Source organism: Acidovorax sp. 1608163, assembly GCF_003669015.1.
In the GTDB taxonomy this organism is placed as follows: Bacteria; Pseudomonadota; Gammaproteobacteria; order Burkholderiales; family Burkholderiaceae_C; genus Acidovorax.
Window position 1 is genome coordinate 4,175,560 of the sequence record NZ_CP033069.1, and the last position, 20,010, is coordinate 4,195,569.

The 20,010-nt window shown below is 64.7% G+C and carries 19 protein-coding genes; 6 read left to right on the top strand and 13 right to left on the bottom strand.

Annotated features, from left to right (window positions below):
• Positions 1–13: 13 nt before the first annotated feature.
• From EAG14_RS18535 to EAG14_RS18595, 13 genes are all read right to left on the bottom strand, one after another.
• A complete protein-coding gene (locus EAG14_RS18535; protein WP_121729756.1) occupies positions 14–895 on the bottom strand; it encodes an alpha/beta fold hydrolase in 882 nt (293 codons plus the stop codon).
• Positions 896–1,165: 270 nt separating this feature from the next.
• Positions 1,166–2,365 (bottom strand): acetyl-CoA C-acyltransferase, encoded by a 1,200-nt coding sequence (locus EAG14_RS18540; protein ID WP_121729757.1) that lies wholly within the window; start codon positions 2,363–2,365, stop codon positions 1,166–1,168.
• A gap of 12 nt (positions 2,366–2,377) precedes the next feature.
• On the bottom strand, positions 2,378–2,887 hold the full coding sequence (locus EAG14_RS18545) for a DUF4442 domain-containing protein (RefSeq protein ID WP_099743751.1): 510 nt from the start codon (positions 2,885–2,887) through the stop codon (positions 2,378–2,380).
• Positions 2,888–2,898: 11 nt separating this feature from the next.
• Positions 2,899–5,322, bottom strand: a complete 2,424-nt coding sequence (locus EAG14_RS18550; protein ID WP_121729758.1) for a 3-hydroxyacyl-CoA dehydrogenase/enoyl-CoA hydratase family protein — start codon at positions 5,320–5,322, stop codon at positions 2,899–2,901.
• A gap of 127 nt (positions 5,323–5,449) precedes the next feature.
• Complete coding sequence (locus tag EAG14_RS18555) at positions 5,450–5,887, bottom strand: DUF2147 domain-containing protein (RefSeq protein WP_121729759.1); 438 nt, start codon at positions 5,885–5,887, stop codon at positions 5,450–5,452.
• A 53-nt stretch (positions 5,888–5,940) separates the two neighbouring features.
• Positions 5,941–7,737 carry an acyl-CoA dehydrogenase C-terminal domain-containing protein gene (locus EAG14_RS18560; protein WP_099657843.1) on the bottom strand — a complete coding sequence of 599 codons (1,797 nt, stop codon included), beginning with the start codon at positions 7,735–7,737 and terminating at the stop codon, positions 5,941–5,943.
• Positions 7,738–7,741: 4 nt separating this feature from the next.
• On the bottom strand, positions 7,742–8,506 hold the full coding sequence (locus EAG14_RS18565; RefSeq protein WP_121729760.1) for a TetR/AcrR family transcriptional regulator: 765 nt from the start codon (positions 8,504–8,506) through the stop codon (positions 7,742–7,744).
• 277 nt (positions 8,507–8,783) lie between these two features.
• On the bottom strand, positions 8,784–9,449 hold the full coding sequence (slmA, locus tag EAG14_RS18570) for a nucleoid occlusion factor SlmA (protein WP_099657841.1): 666 nt from the start codon (positions 9,447–9,449) through the stop codon (positions 8,784–8,786).
• A gap of 385 nt (positions 9,450–9,834) precedes the next feature.
• Complete coding sequence (locus EAG14_RS18575) at positions 9,835–11,298, bottom strand: sensor histidine kinase (protein ID WP_121730552.1); 1,464 nt, start codon at positions 11,296–11,298, stop codon at positions 9,835–9,837.
• A 90-nt stretch (positions 11,299–11,388) separates the two neighbouring features.
• On the bottom strand, positions 11,389–12,081 hold the full coding sequence (locus EAG14_RS18580; RefSeq protein ID WP_099657840.1) for a response regulator transcription factor: 693 nt from the start codon (positions 12,079–12,081) through the stop codon (positions 11,389–11,391).
• Positions 12,082–12,259: 178 nt separating this feature from the next.
• Positions 12,260–13,150, bottom strand: a complete 891-nt coding sequence (gene argB, locus EAG14_RS18585) for an acetylglutamate kinase (protein ID WP_121729761.1) — start codon at positions 13,148–13,150, stop codon at positions 12,260–12,262.
• Between the two features lie 116 nt (positions 13,151–13,266).
• A complete protein-coding gene (locus EAG14_RS18590; RefSeq protein ID WP_099657838.1) occupies positions 13,267–13,539 on the bottom strand; it encodes a cytochrome C oxidase subunit IV family protein in 273 nt (90 codons plus the stop codon).
• Complete coding sequence (locus EAG14_RS18595) at positions 13,536–14,159, bottom strand: cytochrome c oxidase subunit 3 (RefSeq protein WP_205603426.1); 624 nt, start codon at positions 14,157–14,159, stop codon at positions 13,536–13,538. The genes EAG14_RS18590 and EAG14_RS18595 overlap by 4 nt, the downstream gene beginning before the upstream one ends.
• Positions 14,160–14,419: 260 nt before the next feature.
• On the opposite strand from EAG14_RS18595, the gene EAG14_RS18600 reads away from it, so the two are divergent.
• Genes EAG14_RS18600 through EAG14_RS23460 form a run of 6 tightly spaced genes read left to right on the top strand, consistent with a single transcriptional unit; the run spans position 14,420 to position 20,003 of the window.
• Positions 14,420–14,845, top strand: coding sequence for a cytochrome c (locus EAG14_RS18600; RefSeq protein WP_099657837.1), 426 nt, complete (start codon positions 14,420–14,422; stop codon positions 14,843–14,845).
• A gap of 48 nt (positions 14,846–14,893) precedes the next feature.
• Positions 14,894–16,324: a cbb3-type cytochrome c oxidase subunit I gene (locus tag EAG14_RS18605; protein WP_099657836.1), complete on the top strand. Its 1,431-nt coding sequence runs from the start codon at positions 14,894–14,896 to the stop codon at positions 16,322–16,324.
• A 2-nt stretch (positions 16,325–16,326) separates the two neighbouring features.
• A complete protein-coding gene (locus tag EAG14_RS18610) occupies positions 16,327–17,178 on the top strand; it encodes a CbbQ/NirQ/NorQ/GpvN family protein (RefSeq protein ID WP_099657835.1) in 852 nt (283 codons plus the stop codon).
• The gene (locus EAG14_RS18615; RefSeq protein WP_240456838.1) at positions 17,120–18,175 is read left to right on the top strand and encodes a 4Fe-4S binding protein; all 1,056 of its coding nucleotides are present in this window, start codon (positions 17,120–17,122) and stop codon (positions 18,173–18,175) included. The genes EAG14_RS18610 and EAG14_RS18615 overlap by 59 nt, the downstream gene beginning before the upstream one ends.
• Positions 18,175–19,236 carry a hypothetical protein gene (locus EAG14_RS23455; RefSeq protein WP_240456839.1) on the top strand — a complete coding sequence of 354 codons (1,062 nt, stop codon included), beginning with the start codon at positions 18,175–18,177 and terminating at the stop codon, positions 19,234–19,236. Before EAG14_RS18615 ends, EAG14_RS23455 begins: the two co-directional genes overlap by 1 nt.
• On the top strand, positions 19,188–20,003 hold the full coding sequence (locus tag EAG14_RS23460) for a nitric oxide reductase activation protein NorD (RefSeq protein WP_240456840.1): 816 nt from the start codon (positions 19,188–19,190) through the stop codon (positions 20,001–20,003). The genes EAG14_RS23455 and EAG14_RS23460 overlap by 49 nt, the downstream gene beginning before the upstream one ends.
• The last annotated feature ends 7 nt before the right edge of the window (positions 20,004–20,010 follow it).

Genomic DNA, 20,010 nt, shown 5'->3' on the forward strand with positions numbered 1-20,010 from the left:
AAGGGGGCAAGCGTCATGCCGGTGACTGGCGCACGCCTGGGCTCTCTGCCCCCAGGCCCGCCAGTGCGGCGGCCGCACGCGGCCACAGGCTTTGGCGAAACTGGTCGCGAAAGAACCCGAAGTGCCCAATGCGCCGCACCTGCAGTTCGGCAGGCGTGATGCGCTCCACGCGGCGCTCGGTGTGGGTGTACAGGTTGACGAGGTTGTGCGTGCCGCGCAGCGTCATCAGCTCATCGTCGGCCATCGACAGCGCCAGCACCGGAAAGCGCACCGCGCCATAGCTTTGCGCCACCGCAGGCCCTTCGGCGCCCACGCTGTAGGCCGGGTGCAGGCACCAGCGGCGCCACTGCAAGATCACGCCCGCAGGCAGGTCGCCCACCTTCTTGAGCGCACGCCCCGGAAAGTACCCGCACAGCCGCGTGGCCAGCGGCACCAACACCCACCAGAAGTAGGGAACGATGCGTTTGAGCTTGGGAGCGTTGTCGCGCCAGTAACCGCTGCCCGCCGCCACGCTGAGCAGACCATCGACCTGCTCAGGCCGCGTGAGCAGGCCGGGCAGCTGCGCGCCCAGGCTGTGCCCCAGCAGGTACAAGGGCTGCGCTGGCAACGCCGCCTTGGCCGCCGTGATGACCGCCTCGTAGTCCTGCGCCCAGTCAAACAAATCGGCCTTCACATCGCGCATCGCACCCTGCAGCGAATCGCCATGCCCCCGGTAGTCAAAGGTGGTGACCCGAAACCCCTGCTGCGCCAACCACAGCGCAAAGGCCTCATAAAACGACTGCCGCACCCCCATGGCCCCGCCAATCACCACGCTGGCGCATGCATCGCCTTCGGGCGCATAAACGCGCAGCGCCAAAGACACTGCGCCGTTGACCTGCAAGGTTTGCTTGTCCATGTCTGTCTCCTTGTTTCGAAACCGATCTGCGCCGGCTTGAAGAAAAGAAACTATCGCTGAAGGCTCGTGCCCTGGCTTCGACAAGCTCAGCCCGAACGGGTGGGGAGAGACAACGCCCCTGCCCCGGTTCCCGGGCCTTCACATCCCGCCCTCAAGGGCGTAGCGAGCGGCTTTCAGGCTAGGCGGACGGAGCACAGCAACCGGAACGTACTTCCTGTACGTGAGGATTGCGAGCACCGCCCAACGACGCATGAAGGCCGCGCAGTAGCCTCACACTGACTCGAAGATGCCGGCGGCGCCTTGTCCCATGCCTACACACATGGTGACCATCCCATATTTGAGCTTGTTGCGCTTCAACGCATGCACCACCGTGGCCGAGCGAATCGCCCCCGTGGCCCCCAGCGGATGCCCCAGCGCAATCGCACCACCCATCGGGTTGACCTTGCTCGGGTCCATGCCCAGCGTGTTCATCACCGCCAGCGACTGCGCCGCAAACGCTTCGTTCAGCTCAAACCAGTCGATGTCTTGCTGGTTCAGGCCCGCGTAGCGCAGTGCCGCCGGAATCGCCTCGATGGGGCCAATGCCCATGATGTGCGGCGGCACGCCCTTGGCGGCGTAGCTCACGAAACGCGCCAGGGGTGTGAGGCCAAAGCGCTTCACCGCCGACTCGCTGGCCAGGATCAGCGCGCCTGCACCGTCGCTGGTCTGCGAGCTGTTGCCCGCCGTCACGCTGCCGCGCGCCGCGAACACCGTCTTGAGCTTGGCCAGACCTTCCAGGCTGGTGTCGGGGCGTGCGCCTTCGTCCATGCTCACGGTACGGGTCTTGGCAATGGTTTCGCCCGTTTCCAGGTTGGCCGTGCGGTCGGTCACTTCGATGGGCGTGATCTCGTCGGCAAAGTAACCGGCTTGCTGCGCGGCCAGGGCCTTTTGGTGCGAGGCCAGGGCAAACGCATCCTGTGCATCGCGACCCACCTTCCACTGCTGAGCGACCTTCTCGGCCGTGAGGCCCATACCGTAGGCAATGCCCACGTCGCCGTCACGCTCAAAGATGCTGGGCGACAGGCTGGGGCTGTTGCCCATCATGGGCACCATGCTCATGCTCTCCACACCGGCAGCGATCATCACCTCGGCCTCACCCACGCGGATGCGGTCGGCCGCCATCTGTACGGCCGACAGGCCCGATGCGCAAAAGCGGTTGACGGTGATACCGCCCACGCTGGTGGGCAGGCCCGCCAACACGGCGCCAATGCGCGCCACGTTCAGGCCCTGCTGCGCCTCGGGGATCGCGCAGCCGCAGATGATGTCTTCGATGGCGGCGGGGTCGAGCCCGGGCGCTGCGGCCAGCGCGGCCTTCAGCGTGGTCGCCAGCAGGTCGTCAGGGCGCATGTTGCGAAAGAACCCGCGGTGCGAGCGCCCGATGGGCGTGCGCGTGGCGGCAACGATGTAGGCTTCCTGGACTTGTTTGGCCATGGGATAACTCCTTCAATTCTTGGCGGGGCGGCTGGCTGGAACCCAGGCCCACGTAAATACACATTCGACCGGCTCCACACCGGCTTCGTCGGTCACGGTGACGGTGACCTGAACCTCGCCCTTGTCGCTGGCCTGCATGGCGGCGCACTGCTCTGGCGTGAGCGTGGCCACGGCCTTGAGACCGCCCGTGGCGCGCTTCTTGAACGCCATGCTCAGCTCTTTGGCCAGCGGGGTGCAGTCGTCGCGCACGTTCATGCCCACGACCATGCCGGTGGCCGTTTCGGCCAGCAGGTTCATGGCCGAGGCGTGCACGCCGCCAATGTGGTTCTGCACGCGGTGCTCATTGGCCAGGTGCACTTCGACCCGCTCGGGCGTCAGCGACACAAACCGGACCCCGGCCGTGCCGGTGAAGGGCACCGCACGGCGCAAGATGATGTTCTGCACAAAGCCCCGCATGAAGGCGGGGGCCTCGTCCAGGCGCATCAGCGAGCGCTGCAGTTTGTTGGGGGCGCGGTCCGTCATGACTGAAGCCATCAGTTACGCACCGGTTTGCCCGTAGAGAGCATGCCCAGGATGCGCTCTTGCGTCTTGGGGTGCTCGATGAGCGCGCAGAACGCCTTGCGCTCCAGCGTCATCAGGTACTCCTCGCTCACCAGCGTGCCTGCGTCCACGTCGCCGCCACACACCACCTCCGCGATCAGGCTGGCAATATGGAAGTCGTGCTGGCTGATGAAGCCGCCGTCTTTCATGTTGACCAGCGAGCCCTTGATGGTGGCAATGCCGCTGCGGCCCGCCACGGGGAACAGGCGCTTGTGCGGGGCACGCCAGCCGCCGTTGGCCATGGCCTTGGCTTCGTTGATGGCCACGTACAGCAGCTCATCCTTGTGGGGCACGATGACGTCGGACTCCAGCAGGTAGCCCAGCTTGCGCGATTCGAGCGCGCTGGTGCCCACCTTGGCCATGGCGGCGGCGGTGAAGCCTTCGGTCAAGAAGGGCAGGAGGTCCTTGCCTGTGGAGGTGGCGGCGTTCTCGGCCGCACGGCGGGCGATGTAGGTCAGGCCACCGGCACCGGGCACCAGGCCCACGCCCACTTCGACGAGGCCGATGTAGCTTTCCATGTGCACCACGCGGCGGGCCGAGTGCACGGCCAGCTCACACCCACCGCCCAGCGCCAGGCCGCGCACGGCCGAGACCACGGGCACATTGGCGTAGCGGATGCGCAGCATGGTGTTCTGCAGCTCTTGCTCGGCCCCTTCGATAGCGCTGACGCCAGCCACCATGAAGGCGGGCAGCATGGCCTGCAGGTCGGCACCGGCGCTGAAGGGCTCGTCGCCCGACCAGATCACAACACCGGCGTAGTCTTTCTCGGCCATGTCCACCGCCATGGCCAGGCCTTCGGCCACATCGGGGCTGATGGCGTGCATCTTGGTCTTGATGCTGGCAATCACGATCCCGCTACCGGAGGGGCGATCTTCGCTGTCATCCAGCGTCCACAGGCGAATGCTGTCGTCCTCGTGCAGCGTCTTGCCAGCCGTCTGGTAGTCGGGCAACGATTCGCCCAGCAGCTTCTCAGGGAAATGCTGCTTGGCGTAGACGGGCAAAGCGCGACGCGCTACAAATTTCTGAGCAGATGCACTCCACGAACCTTGCGCAGTGTGCACGCCACCGGCTTCGGCCACGGGGCCCTTGAACACCCACTCGGGCAGCGGCGCGCGGCTCAATGCCTTGCCGGCGTCGATGTCCTCCTGGATCATCTGGGCCACTTCCAGCCAGCCCGCTTCTTGCCACAGCTCAAAGGGGCCTTGCTTCATGCCGAAGCCCCAGCGCATGGCCTGGTCCACGTCGCGGGCGTTGTCGGCTATGGTTGAAAGGTGCACAGCCGCGTAGTGGAAGCTGTTGCGCAAAATAGCCCACAGGAACTGGCCCTGTGCACCTTCGGCGTTGCGCAGCAGCTTCAGGCGCTGTGCGGCAGGCTTCTTGAGCATGCGGCCATACACCTCGTCGGCCTTCTGGCCGCCGGGCACGTACTCTTCGGCGTCTAGGTCAAAGCGCAGCACATCGCGGCCGACCTTCTTGTAAAAGCCTGCCTTGGTCTTCTGGCCCAGGTTGCCGAGCTCCAGCAGCTTTTTCAGCACGGCGGGCGTTTCAAAGCTGCCGTAGAAAGGGTCGCTCTTCTCGTCGAGGTTGTCCTGCAGCGTCTTGATGACGTGGGCCATGGTGTCCAGGCCCACCACATCGGCGGTGCGGAAGGTGCCGCTCGATGCACGGCCCAGCTTCTTGCCCGTGAGGTCGTCCACCACATCAAAGGTCAGGCCAAAGTTCTCGACCTCTTTCATCGTGGACAGCATGCCCGCGATGCCCACGCGGTTGGCGACGAAGTTGGGCGTGTCGTGTGCGCGCACCACGCCCTTGCCCAGGCCGCTGGTGACAAAGGCTTCGAGCTGGTCGAGCACCTCGGGGGCGGTGGTGGGGGTGTTGATCAACTCCACCAGCGTCATGTAGCGCGGGGGGTTGAAGAAGTGGATGCCGCAAAAACGCGGCTTGATGCTCTCGGGCAGCGCTTCGCTGAGCTTGGTGATCGACAGGCCCGAGGTGTTGGACGCCACGATGGCGTGCTTGGCCACATGGGGGGCGATTTTGGTGTACAGGTCCAGCTTCCAGTCCATGCGCTCGGCAATGGCCTCGATGATGAGGTCGCACTCCTTGAGCAGGTGCATGTGCTCTTCGTAGTTGGCCTGCTGGATCAGCGCTGCATCGTCGGCCACGCCCAGCGGGGCGGGCTTGAGCTTTTTCAGGCCTTCGACGGCCTTGATGACGATGCCGTTCTTGGGGCCTTCCTTGGCGGGCAGGTCAAACAGCACCACCGGCACTTTCACATTGACGAGGTGGGCGGCGATCTGCGCGCCCATCACGCCTGCACCGAGCACGGCGACTTTTTTCACTTGGAATCGAGACATGGGTTCTTCCTCCGGGAAGAAGGTCTGCCCGGAGGCAGACCTGTTGAATGGCAGGCGCAACCGGGGTGGGTTGCGCGGCGGTTAGGGGTGCGCTGCCGCAGTGGCCAGGCGCAGTGGACTGCGTGGCTTACTGCAGGCGAATCCACGTTTGCGTGCGGCCAAAGGGGCCGATGGAGCCACGCACTTCCAGCTTCTTTCCGCCGTCGATAGGGGTGAGGCGCAGGGTGTAGTTGCGGCCGTTCTCGGGATCGAGAATCTTGCCGCCCTCCCACACATCTTTGTCCTCGGCCTTCTTGGCGCCACGGATGATTTCCAGCCCCAGCACGGGTTTGTCCTTGCGGTCGTCGGAGCATTCCTTGCACACATCGTCCGGCTTGGCGTCCTTGGACAGGCGCTTTTCCAGCACCCCGAGCAGCCCACCCGCACCCGTGTCGCGGATGCGGATTTCGGCCTTGGCCTCGCCCGTCTTGTCATCCACGTTGCGCCACAGGCCCTCGGGGGTCATCTGGGCCCAGGCCGGAGCCCCGATTGCTACAAAAAAAATAGCTGCTACCGCTTTAAACATGAGCGCTCCGTGGCAAAAAAGCTTGAAATGCACCGTGCATGGCGGGTCCGGGATCAGGCCAGGGCCAGGTCCGTGTCCATCAGCACCTTGCTGCCAGCACGGGCCGTGCGCATCAGCGTGGCGGTTTCAGGGAACAGCTTGGCGAAGTAGAAGCGGGCGGTTTGCAGCTTGGCGCCATAGAACGGGTCGGTGTTGCCCGCAGCAATCTCGCGCAGGGCCACCTGGGCCATGCGGGCAAACAGGTAGCCGAACACCAGGTGGCCTGCCACGCGCAGGTAGTCCACCGCAGCGGCGCCCACTTCGTCGGGGTTTTGCAGGCCCTTGAAGCCGATCTCGGTGGTGAACTTGGTCATCTGGTCGCCCAGGTAGGCCACGGGGTTGATGAACTCGGCCATCTTTTCGTTGACGCCTTCTTCTTCCACCAACTTGCCAATCAGCTTGCCCAGCTTTTTCAGCGTGGCGCCGTTGTTGCCCAGGATCTTGCGGCCCAGCAGGTCCAGCGACTGGATGGTGTTGGTGCCTTCGTAGATCATGTTGATGCGGTTGTCGCGCACGTACTGCTCCATGCCCCATTCCTTGATGAAGCCATGGCCGCCGAAGACCTGCATGCAGGCGTTGGTAGCGGTGTGCCCGTTGTCGGTGATGAAGGCCTTGACGATGGGCGTGAGCAGGGCCACGAGTTCTTCAGACTCGGCGCGCACTTTCTCGTCGGGGTGGCTGTGCACCTTGTCCAGCAGCAGCGTGCAGTAGATCTGCAGGGCGCGGGCGCCTTCGGCGTAGGCCTTGGCGGTGAGCAGCATCTTGCGCACATCGGGGTGCACGATGATCGGATCGGCGTCCTTATCCTTGGCCTTGGTGCCCGACAGGCTGCGCATCTGGATGCGGTCCTTGGCATAGGCCAGCGCGTTTTGGTAAGCCACTTCGGTCAGGCCCAACGACTGGTTGCCCACGCCCAGACGGGCGGCGTTCATCATCACGAACATCGCAGCCAGGCCCTTGTGCGGCTGGCCCACCAGGGTGCCGATGGCGCCGTCGATGGCAATCTGCGCCGTGGCGTTGCCGTGGATGCCCATCTTGTGTTCCAGGCCCGTGCAGTAGATGGGGTTGCGGTCACCCAGGCTGCCGTCGGCCTTGATATTGAACTTGGGCACCACAAACAGGCTGATGCCTTTGCTGCCCTTAGGCGCATCGGGCAGACGGGCCAGCACCAGGTGCACGATGTTGGCGGCCATGCCGTGCTCGCCCGCGCTGATGAAAATCTTGTTGCCGGTGATCTTGTAGGTGCCGTCGCCCTGGGGTTCGGCCTTGGTGCGCAGCAGGCCCAGGTCGGTGCCGCAATGGGGTTCGGTCAGGCACATGGTGCCGGTCCACTCGCCACTGGTCAGCTTGGGCAGATACAGGGCTTTTTGCTCGTCGGTGCCGTGCGCGTGCAGGGCTTCATAGGCGCCGTGGCTCAGGCCGGGGTACATGGTCCAGGCCTGGTTGGCCGAGTTCATCATCTCGTACAGGCACTGGTTCAGCACGAAGGGCAGGCCCTGGCCGCTGTAGGCGGGGTCGCAGCTCAGCGCCGCCCAGCCACCTTCCACGTACTTGTCGTAGGCCTCTTTGAAGCCGGTGGGGGTCTTGACCTCGTGCGTGGCTTTGTCGAGCACGCAGCCTTCGGTGTCGCCGCTGATGTTCAGCGGGAAGATCACCTCCGACGCGAATTTGCCCGCCTCTTCGATGACGGCGTTGATCGTGTCCACATCCACCTCGGCATGCTGGGGCATGGCCTTGAACTCGTCGGTGACCTTGAAGACTTCGTGCATGACGAATTGCATGTCGCGCAGGGGCGGCGTGTAGGTAGGCATCGGTTTACTCCTTGGAGGTGGTGGTCGTTGAAACGGAAACTTTGCGCCGCGCGGCGGCGGGGCGGTGGGCCGCCGGGGTGGCTTTGGCAGGCGCGGCCACCACGGCGGCGGCACCCGCAGCGCTGTAGCGCGCGAGGATGTTTTGAAACCCCATAACGGCCCGTTCGATGGAGCCCAGGTTTTGCAGAAAGCGGGCTTCGTAGTGCAACGCGAGGATGAGGCCGTGGATCTCGAACAGCATCTGCTCTTCATTGGTGTCCGCGCGCAACTCGCCGCAGTCCTTGCACTGCTCAATGGCGCGGCGCATGGCGGCGTGCCACGTCATGACCGAGCTGGCCAGCGCATCGCGCACGGGGCCGGTGCGGTCGTCAAACTCCACCGCGCCGCTGATGTAGATGCAGCCGGAGTCGATTTCGATGGAGGTGCGCTTCATCCAGTTGTCGAACATGGCGCGCAGGCGCGCAATGCCCCGGGGAGACGACATGGCGGGGTAGAAAACTTCTTGCTCAAACCGCGCGTGGTACTCGCGGATGACCGAGATCTGCAGTTCTTCGCGCGAGCCAAAATGGGCGAACACGCCCGACTTGCTCATACCAGTGATGTCGGCCAGGGCGCCAATCGACAGCCCCTCCAGCCCGATGTGGGTGGCCAGGCCCAGGGCGGCCTCGACAATGGCGGCCTTGGTCTGCTGGCCTTTTTGCATAGCCCGGCCGGAGGTGGCACGGGTTCTGGGGGCGCGCGGTGTGGGGGGCTGAGGGGTGGCGGGCATGCGTGCAAATAAAAACGAACGTTCGTTCTATTTTGCAACATTTTTGATCTGCGGCGAAAGCCCCCGCAAAAAAAAGAGATAACACCCAAAAGCTGTTGCAGCGCTGCCACCTGCGGGACAGTGCCTGCCAGGGTGGCGCCAAGCCTGGGGCGCCACCCTGTCAAAACAGTGTACCGAGGCACACCCCGGCGTGCAGCAGGGTAAACGCGGCCCAAAGCAAAAGGCCCCGCACCCAACAAGGGTGCGGGGCCTTTTATGGCCGGTCAGCGGCGGGGGATCAGTGCAGCATCAACGCCAGGCTGGCGTCCAGATGCTCTGTGGGGTTGCGGCGAAAACCCGAGCGGGCAAACCGCTGCAGGCGCCCCAGCGCAAACGACGTCAGCACGCTGGCTTGCACCTGCGCGTGCACGGTGGGGGTGTCCGAGCCACTGGCGCTGGTGCGCAGGCACTGGCGCAGGGTGGACTCGATGCGGTCAAAAAACTGGTTCATGCGCTGCTGCAGGCGCTCGTGCTCAAACACCAGCGCATCGCCCACCATCACCCGCACCATGCCGGGGTTGCGTTCGCCAAACTGCAGCAGCAGCGCAATGATGCGGCCAGCCTGGCGTTGGCCCACTTCGGCGGCCTGGTCAGGCGGCGGCACGTCGCGCCCGGTGATTTGCGTCACCAGCGTGAAGATGGACTGCTCGATGAAATCGATGAGCCCCTCAAACATCTGCGCCTTGCTGGCGAAGTGGCGGTACAGCGCGGCCTCGCTCACCGACAGGCGCGCGGCCAGCGCAGCGGTGGTGATGCGCTCGGCCCCAGGTTGCTCCAGCATGGAGGCCAGTGCTTGCAGGATCTGCACGCGCCGCTCGCCCGGCTTGGGCCGCTTGCGGGCCACCGGCGCATCTTCGGCGTCAACGGTATCGGCAGATTCAATCAGGGACGAGGTATCAGACATGCGCAAACCAAGCAAAGAAAAACCAACAAGGGGATGGGTGCACCAGCACCCTGTGGAGGCCTCACAGCCCTGCGCCCAGCATGCCAAGAGACGGCTAAAAAGGGGGCTACAGCGGGGGACGTGCGGCAGGGCGTAAATCCTGTATGCAAATGATTCTCGCACACCCGTTCGGATGCGGTTTGCAAATGGTTTGCAAACCCTGCATCGGGCCCGTTCCCAGGCACGGGGGCGCGGCGGCATCGTAACCGCACGCTGCCGGGCCACGCCAGGGGTTGCCGACCACCCTACAGGGGCATGGCCACAGCCCCACAAGGGCACAGCAAACCCCTACGCAAACTCAATGACTTCAGCGCCCCCATCCAAAGCAGGCACTCACATAGCAAAGCTAATTCGGGAAAAGAACCGCCACCCGCAAGCCACGCCCCTGGGCGCCAGTCTCCAGGGTGAGCGAGGCGCGGTGCACACGGCTGATCTCGTCGGCAATGGCCAACCCCAGGCCCGTGCCCTCCCCCGCCGAGCCAGGCACACGGTAAAAGCGCTGCATGACGCGGCCGCGCTCGCCCTCGGGCACGCCGGGGCCGTCATCTTCCACTTCCAGGTACACCCGGGGCGGGCCCAAGGGGCCTTGGCGCATGCCGCAGCGCATGGTCACCACACCGCCTGCGGGCGTGTATTTGATGGCGTTGTCCACCAGGTTGGACATCAGCTCGCGCAGCAGCCAGCCGTGGCCGGTGACGTGCACGGGCTGCACTTCCAGTCCCAGGTCCAGCCCCTTGGCGGTGGCGGCATCCAGAAAGCTCTCCAGCAGTGCCTCGCACAGGTCTTTCAAATCCACCCGCTGGGGGGGTTGCGCGTCCAGGCTGCGGGCATCGGCCCGCGAGAGGGCCAGCAACTGGTGCGCCAGCTGCGAGGTGCGGCGCGTGGCGTTGCGCAGCTTTTCGATCTGATCCACTCCTAAAACAATAGCGCCTTGCGCTTGTCCTTTGCGCCCTAGAGGCCTATTTTGATGTGAATCGCCCCCGTCCGACGGGGCTGGATGGGGGTCTGCGCTCGCGGCCTTGGCCATCAGCGCCCAGGCCTCTACCTGCGCTTGCAGGCCCGCCAGCGGCGTGCGCAGCTGGTGGGCCGCATCGGCCACGAAGCGGCGCTGCCCCTCGGCCTGCGCATTCACCAGGGCAAACAGGTGGTTCAAAGAATGCACGAGCGGGCGCACTTCGCTGGGCGAAGCGGCTTCGTCAATGGGGCTCAGATCGCGCGGCGAGCGGTATTCCACCGCCTCGGCCAAATCCACCAGCGGCTTGAAGGCCCGGCCCACAGCCCAGTGGATGGCCAGGGCCGCCGCCGCCACCAACACCAGGTTGGGCAGCAGCACGCGCAGCAGCAGTTGCTGGGCCCACTGCTGGCGCGGGTCCGATCCATCGGCAATGGACACCACCAACTCGCCCGCACCGGTGCGCCCCCGCTGCACGGCCACGCGGTAGGTCACGCCGCCGTATTCGAGGCTGTGGAACTCTGGCTGGGCCGTGGCGGGCACCGCGCCATCCACCCAGGCATCGCCCAGCAGCAACTGGCCCTCGCTGTCGCGCACGCTGTAGCCTGAAAAACCGGCGTTCTGGCGCAAAAAATCTTCGACCGGGGGGGCCAACAAGAGCAGCGGCGGCTGGTGGTCGTGGATGGAGGGGGCCACCACCGAGTCGGCCAGTGCGGGCAGCAGGCGCAGCAGGCGCTGGTCGTGGCGGCTGGCGGCGTCGTCGGCCGATCGGTAGTCCATCCACACGCCCACCACAGCCAACAGGCACAGCGGCAGCACCAGCAACAGCAACAGCCGGTTGCGCAAATCAGAGGTCATGCCGCGCAGCCCAGGGCGCTGGGCCTTGTGTGCAGAGGCGGGCGGGCTCATGCTGCCCGCATCCATGGAGCAGGCCCGTGCCAACGCATCTCAGAGCGGCGCCAGTTCGAGCCGGTAGCCAAAGCCCCGGATGGATCGCAGGGCCACGCCATGGGGCTCCAACTTGCCCCGCAGGCGCGAGACATACACCTCGACAGCATTGGGGGTGATTTCCTTGTCCCACCCGGTGAGCGCTTGCAGCAGCTTGTCTTTGCTGGCGGGCTTGGGGGCGTGGATGAGCAGGTATTCCAGCACCGTCCACTCGCGTGGCCCCAGCTCGATGGGGTGCTCTACATCACCCACCCGTGCACAGGCGCGGCGCCCGGCAGTGTCCAGCTCCAGCGGGCCAAAGCTCAGCACGGCCGTGCTGGCGGCTTGCGAGCGGCGCAGCAGCGCACGCAGGCGCGCCAGCAGCTCGGGCAATTCGTAGGGCTTGACCATGTAGTCGTCAGCCCCCAGGTCCAGCCCTTGCACCCGGTCATGCAGCGCATCGCGCGCCGTCAGAATCAACACCGGCATGCTGCGGCTGGGCATTTCAGGGCGGCGCAGGCGCCGGGTCAACTCCAGCCCGTCCATGCCAGGCAGGCCAATGTCGATGATGGCCGCATCAAACGACTCGGTACGCAGCACATCCTCCGCCCGCTCGCCGCTGCCCACCCAGTCCACCGCATAACCCGCATCGGCCAGCCCCAGCTTGACGCCGCTGGCCACCATCACATCGTCTTCGACCAGGAGGAGGCGCATCTTTCAGTGACCTTGTGCAACGGATACGACCCATGGCGTCTGCCATGGTCGGGACCTGGGGCAGAGGCAGCCGCGCAAGGGCCTACGCCGGCCGCGCCGCCCCGCCGCGCTGGCTGCCTCCCCCTCCCGCGCAGCGAGAGGGGGGGAAGGCGCGAAGCGACTCAGGGGGAGCCTCTCTTCAGTGACTACGGATCATGGTGCCATAAGCCTGATCGGTCAGGATTTCCAGCAACATGGCGTGCGGCACGCGGCCATCAATGATGTGCACGGCGTTGACACCGGCCTTGGCGGCGTCCAGCGCGCCCGCAATCTTGGGCAGCATGCCGCCCGAGATGGTGCCGTCGGCAAACAGCTCATCAATGCGGCGGGCTGTCAGGTCGGTCAGCAGGTTGCCCGCCTTGTCCAGCACGCCGGGGGTGTTGGTCAGCAGCATGAGCTTCTCGGCCTTGAGCACTTCGGCCAGCTTGCTGGCCACCACGTCGGCGTTGATGTTGTAGCTCTCGTTGTTCTCGCCAAAGCCAATGGGGCTGATGACGGGGATGAAGGCATCGTCCTGCAGCGCCTTCACCACGCTGGGGTCGATGGAGACGATATCGCCCACCTGGCCCACGTCGTGCTCCACGCTGGGGTCCTTGCTGTCCACCATCTTGAGCTTGCGTGCGCGGATCATGCCGCCGTCGCGCCCGGTCAGGCCCACCGCCTTGCCACCGGCCTGATTGATCAGGCCCACGATGTCTTGCTGCACCTCACCGGCCAGCACCCACTCCACCACTTCCATGGTCTCGGCATCGGTCACGCGCATGCCCTGGATGAACTGGCCCTTCTTGCCCAGGCGGTTCAAGGCGGTCTCGATCTGCGGGCCGCCGCCGTGCACCACCACGGGGTTCATGCCCACCAGCTTGAGCAGCACCACGTCTTCGGCAAAGTCGGCCTGCAAGGCGGGGTCGGTCATGGCGTTGCCGCCGTACTTGATGACCATGGTCTTGCCATGGAACTTGCGGATGTAAGGCAGCGCCTGGGCCAGAATTTCTGCCTTGTCGCGGGGTGCAATCGTAAGAAGGTCGGTCATGGAGGCGTGCCATCCGGTGAAAACAATGAGGCGCAAATTGTGCCGCATTCGCGCTGCCGTCCGGCCAAGCCGCGATTCACGTTCTTTTCACAGTTCCACCCTCAGAACTTGTCGTCCTACCCTCTTCCCACCGCATAGGCCACGGCAATCAAGGCAAGCACCAAGCCCAGCCAGCCCAGCAGCAGCCAGCGCCACAACAGGGGCGCATGGCGCATTTCCAGAAACACCTGGGTCACCACCACGCCCTTGATAGAGGTCAATGCCCACAGACCTGCCAATGCCCAGCCGCTGCCCGCAGCCACCAGGCCCATCTCACCCAGCACATAAGTGACCGCTGTGGCACCCAACAGCAACCACCAGGCGGCATTCAGCACCCGTGTTTCTTTCATGAAAGCTCCTTGCATGCCATCTCAACGACCTCAGCGCAACACGTAGACCAGCGGAAACAGCACGATCCACAGCAGATCGACCATGTGCCAAAACGCGGCGCCCGTTTCCATCGCATGAAAATCCTGGCGGCCATAAGCCCCCCGCGCAGGCGCACCGCCAAGTAGCCCAGGGCCAGCATGGCCACCACCACGTGCAGAAAGTGGAATGCCGTCAGCATGAGGTACAGCGTGTAGAAGGTGTTGGAGGTGAGGTCAATCCCCTCGCGCAGCTTGGCTGCGTATTCGGCCAGCTTGACGCCCACAAACCCTGCGCCGCACAACATGGCCGCCAACAGCCAGTGCAAACCGGGCTGCCGCGCGTCGCTGCGCACCGCCTGCACGGCACGGGCCACACACCAGCTGCCGGTGATCAGCAGCACCGTATTGAGCGCACCGGAGTGCAAGTCCAGCGTGGCCTGCGCGGCGTTGAACGCGGCCACATCCCGCGCACGGGCAAAGGCATACGACACGAACAGGATGCCAAAGGTCAGCAACTCCGCCAGGATGATCAACCACACCCCCAGGTCACCCCGCAAGCGCAGCGCCGGTAGCGGCAAGCCAGATGCTGATGTTGAAGACACAGTGAGACCTCCCCAAAAAAAGCAGACGAAATCCGGCACACGCGGGCGCAACCCGGGGGCCACAGCGGCCAACGCCCAAGCCCCAAAAGCAATAGCCAAAAACCGCTTTGTCGATGCGCCTGAAGGCTGGATTGCCGAAGCAAGTGTGGGTATGATAATCAAAGATTCAAACAATATGAATCTTATTGAGAGAGATCAACGACCCACCGGCGGGGGATCGGTACCGTATCCCTCATCCCACTACAGAGAGGTATCCCACCATGAGCCAAGGCTTTACCAGCCAGATGGCGCGCAACATCTTCTACGGAGGCACCACGTTCTTCGTCTTGCTGTTTGCAGCGCTGATCTTCCACACCGAAACCAAGATTCCCGAGCGGTCCAAAGCCGCAGAGTTGACCCCCGCCGTGGTGCGCGGCAAGCACCTTTGGGAAACGCGCAATTGCATCGGCTGCCACACGCTGCTGGGTGAAGGCGCCTACTTTGCCCCCGAGCTGGGCAATGTGTACGAGCGCCGTGGCCCCGATTTCATCAAGGGCTGGATCAAGGCAATGCCCACCAACACACCGGGCCGCCGCCAGATGCCCCAGTTCAACTTCACTGATGATCAGCTCAACGATCTGGTGGAGTTCCTGCGCTGGTCGAACGGCATCAACACCGAGAAGTGGCCACCCAACATCGAAGGTTGAGCGCCCGCGCTCCCCGTGATGTCCTATCCATCCCTTCAGGACCCTCATATGCAACCCGCAACCCTTAAATACCAGTCGCAGGCGGTAGCCAAGCTCTACTTCATTGCGGCACTGGGCCTGTTCACCGGACAGATCGTCTTCGGCCTTTCGCTGGGCCTGCAGTACGTCATCGGTGACCTGTTCTTCCCGGCGATCCCGTTCAACATCGCCCGCATGGTCCACACCAATCTGCTGATTGTGTGGCTGCTCTTCGGCTTCATGGGCGCCGCCTATTACATGGTGCCCGAAGAGGCCGAGACCGAGCTGTACAGCCCCTTGTTTGCCAAGGTCCTGTTCTGGATCTTCCTGGCAGCAGGTGCGGCCACCATCCTCGGCTATTTGCTGGTGCCCTATGCCAAGCTGGCAGAAATGACCGGCAATGACTTCCTGGCCACGATGGGGCGGGAGTTCCTGGAGCAACCCTTGCCCACCAAGGTCGGCATCGTGATCGTGGCCCTGGGCTTTCTCTTCAACATCAGCATGACCGTGCTCAAAGGCCGCAAGACCGCCATCTCGATGGTGCTGCTGATGGGCCTGTGGGGCTTGGCGCTGATGTTCCTGTTCAGCTTTGTGAACCCCAGCAACCTGGTGCGCGACAAGATGTACTGGTGGTTTGTGGTGCACCTGTGGGTGGAAGGCACATGGGAACTGATCATGGCGTCGCTGCTGGCGTTCGTGCTGGTCAAGACCACCGGCGTGGACCGCGAAGTGATCGACAAGTGGATGTACATGATCGTGGCCTTCGCACTGATCACCGGCATTCTGGGCACAGGCCACCACTTCTACTTCATCGGCCTGCCAGGCTACTGGCACTGGGTGGGTAGCGTGTTCTCTGCCATGGAGCCCATCCCCTTCTTCATGATGACGCTGTTCGCCTTCAACATGGTGCAACGCCGCCGCCGCGAACACCCCAACCAGGCCGCTGTGTTGTGGGCTGTGGGCACCGCCGTGATCGGGTTCCTGGGCGCTGGCGTGTGGGGCTTCATCCACACCCTCAGCACCGTCAACTACTACACCCACGGCTCGCAAGTCACCGCTGCACACGGGCACTTGGCGTTCTATGGCGCCTATGTGCTGGTGGTGCTGGCCATCATCAGCTACGCCATGCCCATCCTGCGCGGGCGTGAGGCCAACCCCCTGCGGGCGCAGCGCGTCGAGATGTGGAGCTTCTGGATCATGAGCATCGGCATGGCCGTCATGGTGCTGGCCCTGAGCGGCGCAGGTATCCTGCAAGTGTGGCTGCAACGCATGCCCACCACGGGCGCCATGCCCTTCATGGCCACGCAAGACCAGCTGGTGTTCTTCTACTGGGTGCGCGTGGCTGGCGGCGTGATGTTCTTGCTGGGTCTGCTGACCTACCTGAGCAGCTTCTTTGTCGGCCCTGCGGCCGATGAAGAAGGCATGGCCGTCGGCATCGGTACCCGTCTGCAACGGGCCTGACCATGGCTGCCACCTACGCCCAAGAGCGCCAGGTGGCTGCTGCCGGCACCGGCAGCAGCCCAGCCCAGCCCGGGCTGCCGTTCTACGCAGAACAGGGCAGCGAATGCGCTCTGTTCGCGCAGTGCCACGCGCAGCAACTGCCGCTGCTTATCAAGGGCCCCACCGGCTGCGGAAAAACACGGTTTGTGGAGCACATGGCGGCCCGTCTGGGGCGGCCTTTGATCACCGTGTCCTGCCACGACGACCTGAGTGCCGCCGACCTGGTGGGGCGGCACCTGATCGGACAGGGCAGCACCGTGTGGGCAGACGGCCCACTCACCCGCGCAGTGCGCGAGGGCGCCATCGTCTACCTGGACGAGGTGGTGGAGGCACGCAAAGACACCACAGTGGTGCTGCACCCGCTGGCGGACGACCGGCGCATTCTGCCCATCGAACGCACAGGCGAGCAGCTCAAGGCCCCGGCAGATTTCATGCTGGTGATTTCGTACAACCCCGGCTACCAGAACCTGCTCAAAGGGCTCAAGCCCAGCACGCGCCAGCGCTTTACCGCGCTGACGCTGGACTACCCTGCCCCTGCTGTAGAGCGTCGCATTCTGGAAACCGAGGGGCGCGCCTCGCCCGCCATCGCGGCCAGGCTGGTGCAATTGGCGCAGGCATTGCGCCGGCTCACCGACCATGATCTGGAAGAAACCGCCAGCACCCGTCTGCTGGTCATGGCCGCCCGCCTGGCTTCTGCAGGTATGGGCCTGCGGCAAGCCTGCCGTGCCGCCGTGGTCGATGCGCTGAGCGACGACCATGACACCGTCCTGGCGCTCGACGAAGTCGTGCGCGCCGTGGTGGGTGATGAAGACTGAGACCGAGCCCCCCGCTGACCACGGCCTCGTGCACCTTGGCGCGCAGGGCCGTGGCCGCAACTTTTGGCGCGCCATGCCCTTGCAGCAGCGCCGCCGCTGGCTGCAAGGCGCTTTCATGGCTTTGTTCCTGCTCGCGCCATCCCTGAATCTCTTTCGCTTTGATTTGAACGAAACCCAGTTGTGGGTGCTGGGCATGCGCTGGTCTTTGGGCATCGGCGCCTTTCAGCGTGGCGAAGCCAGTGCCATGCAAACCGGCTGGGCCATTTTGTGGCGCGGCTTTTTACCCGCACTGGGCCTGGTGGCCGTGTTTCTGGGCATCGCCTACAAGTATGGGCGGGTGTACTGCGGCTGGCTGTGCCCACACTTCTCCATCGTTGAGACCCTCAACGGCCTGCTGCACCGCGCCACCGGCAAGCTCAGTCTGTGGGACACCTCACGCACACCGCATCCCACACGCACCCCCAACGCAAGGTGGTGGCCCGTGTTTCTGGCCACCTGCCTGGGCTGCGGCTTGGTGTGGGCTATCACGCTATTGACCTACCTTTTACCGCCCACGGAGATCTGGGGCAACCTGTACGCGGGCACGCTCACCGCCAACCAGGCCCGCTTCATTGGCATTGGCACACTGCTGTTTACGCTGGAGTTCACACTGGCCCGGCATCTGTTTTGCCGCTTTGGCTGCGCGGTGGGGCTGTTCCAAAGCCTGGCCTGGATGGCCAACCCCAAAGGCATGGTCGTGGCCTTTGCGCGAGAGCGCGCACGCGAATGCAAAACCTGCGACAGCCCACGCGGCAGCGCCTGTGACCACGCGTGCCCCATGCGCCTGCACCCGCGCAACATCAAACGCATGATGTTTTCGTGCGTGCAATGCGGCCAATGCCTGAGCGCTTGCGACACAACCCAAACGAAACAAGGGCGTACCCCCACGCTGCAATGGCAGATTGGGCTGGATGCCGTTCGAGAGACCCTGCGCCAACGGCGCGATGGAGCCCCCTGATGGAAGAGTGGATTGGCCAATGGTGGCACCGTGCCATCACCCACCTGGCAGAGCCGCAACGCACAGAAGCCCAGGTGGCACTGCAAGACATGCAACGCAGCATCACGCTGCTCTTTCGTGCGGGCGGCGGGGATGCCGCCGTGCGCGTAGCGCCCGTGGCAGCCAGCAGCCACGGCGGCCCCCGCCGCTGGTTGCAAAAGGTGGCCGGTAGCGGCCTGCGCAGCGCCCTGCCCGAGCTGGACGCCCAGACGCTGGCACTGCCCCCGCACATCGGCGTGTTCGATCGCACCGAGCTCAATCGCGACCTGTACCTGTGGCTGGCCGCCCTGGCTGCGGTATTCGAGCCTACGGGCGACTGGATCGCCGACAACCGGGCCGCCACGGCCCGCGCACTGCAGCGCTTTGCCGGCCTGCGCGAGCGCCACCACCGCTTGGTCACCGCCCACCTGGCCCAGCGCCCGGCCCTGCACAGCCTGCGCGGCAAAGACGTGCCCTGGGAGGCGGCGGTGCAAGCAGCCTTGCGGGGCGAAGAGCACACGCCCCTGTTTGTGACACCCCGGCAGGTAGCGCCCGTGTGGCTGTGGCTCAACGCCACGGACACGTTCAGCGCAGAGAATTCGGCACCTGGCGCGGCAGCGCAAACGCCCGCCAACCCCCAGGACACGCCGCTGGACACAGACGCCCACCGCCGCCGCGCCCGCAAAACAGAGCACAAGCCATCGCGCAACAGCATGCTGCTGGCGGCCAAGACAGATTCACTGACCAGCTGGAGCGAGCTGGTGCGCCTGGACCGCGGCACCGACGATGAACCAGACCCCAATGCCGCCATGGCCGCCAACGACATGGACACGCTGTCACTCGTCCGGTCGGAGCAAACCACCGCATCGCGCGTGCGCTTTGACCTTGACCTGCCCAGCGCCAGCGCCGACGACCTGCCCTTGGGGCCTGGAACCAAGACCCCGGAATGGGACTGGCGGCGCAACCGGCTTCAGCCCGACCACTGCGCCGTTCAATGCGTCGTGGCCCGGGCTGGCGCTCCCTACTGCCCCCTGCCCACCTGAAAGCCACCGCGCGCAAGGTGCGCAGGCGCCTGGAAATCCTGCAAGCGGCCCCACGTTGGCACAAGGCCCAGGCCTCGGGTGACGAAATCGACATCGACGCCTGGGTGCGCTTCCAAAGCGAATCCTGCGGCAGCGCCCAACACAGCGAAGCCCCCCCGGTGTATGCCCAACGCCAACTCACCGAACGCAGCCTGGCCACCCTGCTGCTGGCCGACCTCTCACTCTCGACCGACGCCTATGCCACATCGCAGGCCCGCGTGATAGATGTCATCCGCGAGGCGCTTTACGTGTTCGGCTCGGCGCTGTCAGGATCGGGAGACGCCTTCGAGATTCTGGGCTTCAGCTCAGTGCGTCGGCAGCATGTGCGCATCCAGCACATCAAAGGCTTCACCGAGCCCTGGAACGACGCAGTGCACACCCGCATCGGCGCATTGAAGCCTGGTTTTTACACCCGCATGGGCGCTGCCATACGCGACGCAACGCGGCGGCTGGCAGAGCGCCCCGAACGCCAACGCCTGCTGCTGGTGCTGACGGACGGCAAGCCCAACGACATTGATATTTACGAAGGACGCTACGGACTGGAGGACACGCGCCACGCCATCCAGGAGGCACGCGCCCAAGGCCTCAGCCCTTTTTGCGTGACCATTGACCACGAAGCCCACCAGTACCTGCCTCTGCTGTTCGGCGCACAAGGGTATGCGCTGGTGCGTCGCCCCCAAGACCTCGTCAAGCACCTGACGCAAGCCTGGACCACCCTGGCCCGCTAACGGGCCC

Excerpts from the sequence above, each read along its gene's own strand:
- EAG14_RS18535 (WP_121729756.1), bottom strand. The coding sequence starts at position 895 with ATGGACAAGCAAACCTTGCAGGTCAACGGCGCAGTGTCTTTGGCGCTG.
- EAG14_RS18540 (WP_121729757.1), bottom strand. The coding sequence starts at position 2,365 with ATGGCCAAACAAGTCCAGGAAGCCTACATCGTTGCCGCCACGCGCACG.
- EAG14_RS18545 (WP_099743751.1), bottom strand. The coding sequence starts at position 2,887 with ATGACGGACCGCGCCCCCAACAAACTGCAGCGCTCGCTGATGCGCCTG.
- EAG14_RS18550 (WP_121729758.1), bottom strand. The coding sequence starts at position 5,322 with ATGTCTCGATTCCAAGTGAAAAAAGTCGCCGTGCTCGGTGCAGGCGTG.
- EAG14_RS18555 (WP_121729759.1), bottom strand. The coding sequence starts at position 5,887 with ATGTTTAAAGCGGTAGCAGCTATTTTTTTTGTAGCAATCGGGGCTCCG.
- EAG14_RS18560 (WP_099657843.1), bottom strand. The coding sequence starts at position 7,737 with ATGCCTACCTACACGCCGCCCCTGCGCGACATGCAATTCGTCATGCAC.
- EAG14_RS18565 (WP_121729760.1), bottom strand. The coding sequence starts at position 8,506 with ATGCCCGCCACCCCTCAGCCCCCCACACCGCGCGCCCCCAGAACCCGT.
- slmA (WP_099657841.1), bottom strand. The coding sequence starts at position 9,449 with ATGTCTGATACCTCGTCCCTGATTGAATCTGCCGATACCGTTGACGCC.
- EAG14_RS18575 (WP_121730552.1), bottom strand. The coding sequence starts at position 11,298 with ATGACCTCTGATTTGCGCAACCGGCTGTTGCTGTTGCTGGTGCTGCCG.
- EAG14_RS18580 (WP_099657840.1), bottom strand. The coding sequence starts at position 12,081 with ATGCGCCTCCTCCTGGTCGAAGACGATGTGATGGTGGCCAGCGGCGTC.
- argB (WP_121729761.1), bottom strand. The coding sequence starts at position 13,150 with ATGACCGACCTTCTTACGATTGCACCCCGCGACAAGGCAGAAATTCTG.
- EAG14_RS18590 (WP_099657838.1), bottom strand. The coding sequence starts at position 13,539 with ATGAAAGAAACACGGGTGCTGAATGCCGCCTGGTGGTTGCTGTTGGGT.
- EAG14_RS18600 (WP_099657837.1), top strand. The coding sequence starts at position 14,420 with ATGAGCCAAGGCTTTACCAGCCAGATGGCGCGCAACATCTTCTACGGA.
- EAG14_RS18605 (WP_099657836.1), top strand. The coding sequence starts at position 14,894 with ATGCAACCCGCAACCCTTAAATACCAGTCGCAGGCGGTAGCCAAGCTC.
- EAG14_RS18610 (WP_099657835.1), top strand. The coding sequence starts at position 16,327 with ATGGCTGCCACCTACGCCCAAGAGCGCCAGGTGGCTGCTGCCGGCACC.
- EAG14_RS18615 (WP_240456838.1), top strand. The coding sequence starts at position 17,120 with ATGACACCGTCCTGGCGCTCGACGAAGTCGTGCGCGCCGTGGTGGGTG.
- EAG14_RS23455 (WP_240456839.1), top strand. The coding sequence starts at position 18,175 with ATGGAAGAGTGGATTGGCCAATGGTGGCACCGTGCCATCACCCACCTG.
- EAG14_RS23460 (WP_240456840.1), top strand. The coding sequence starts at position 19,188 with ATGCGTCGTGGCCCGGGCTGGCGCTCCCTACTGCCCCCTGCCCACCTG.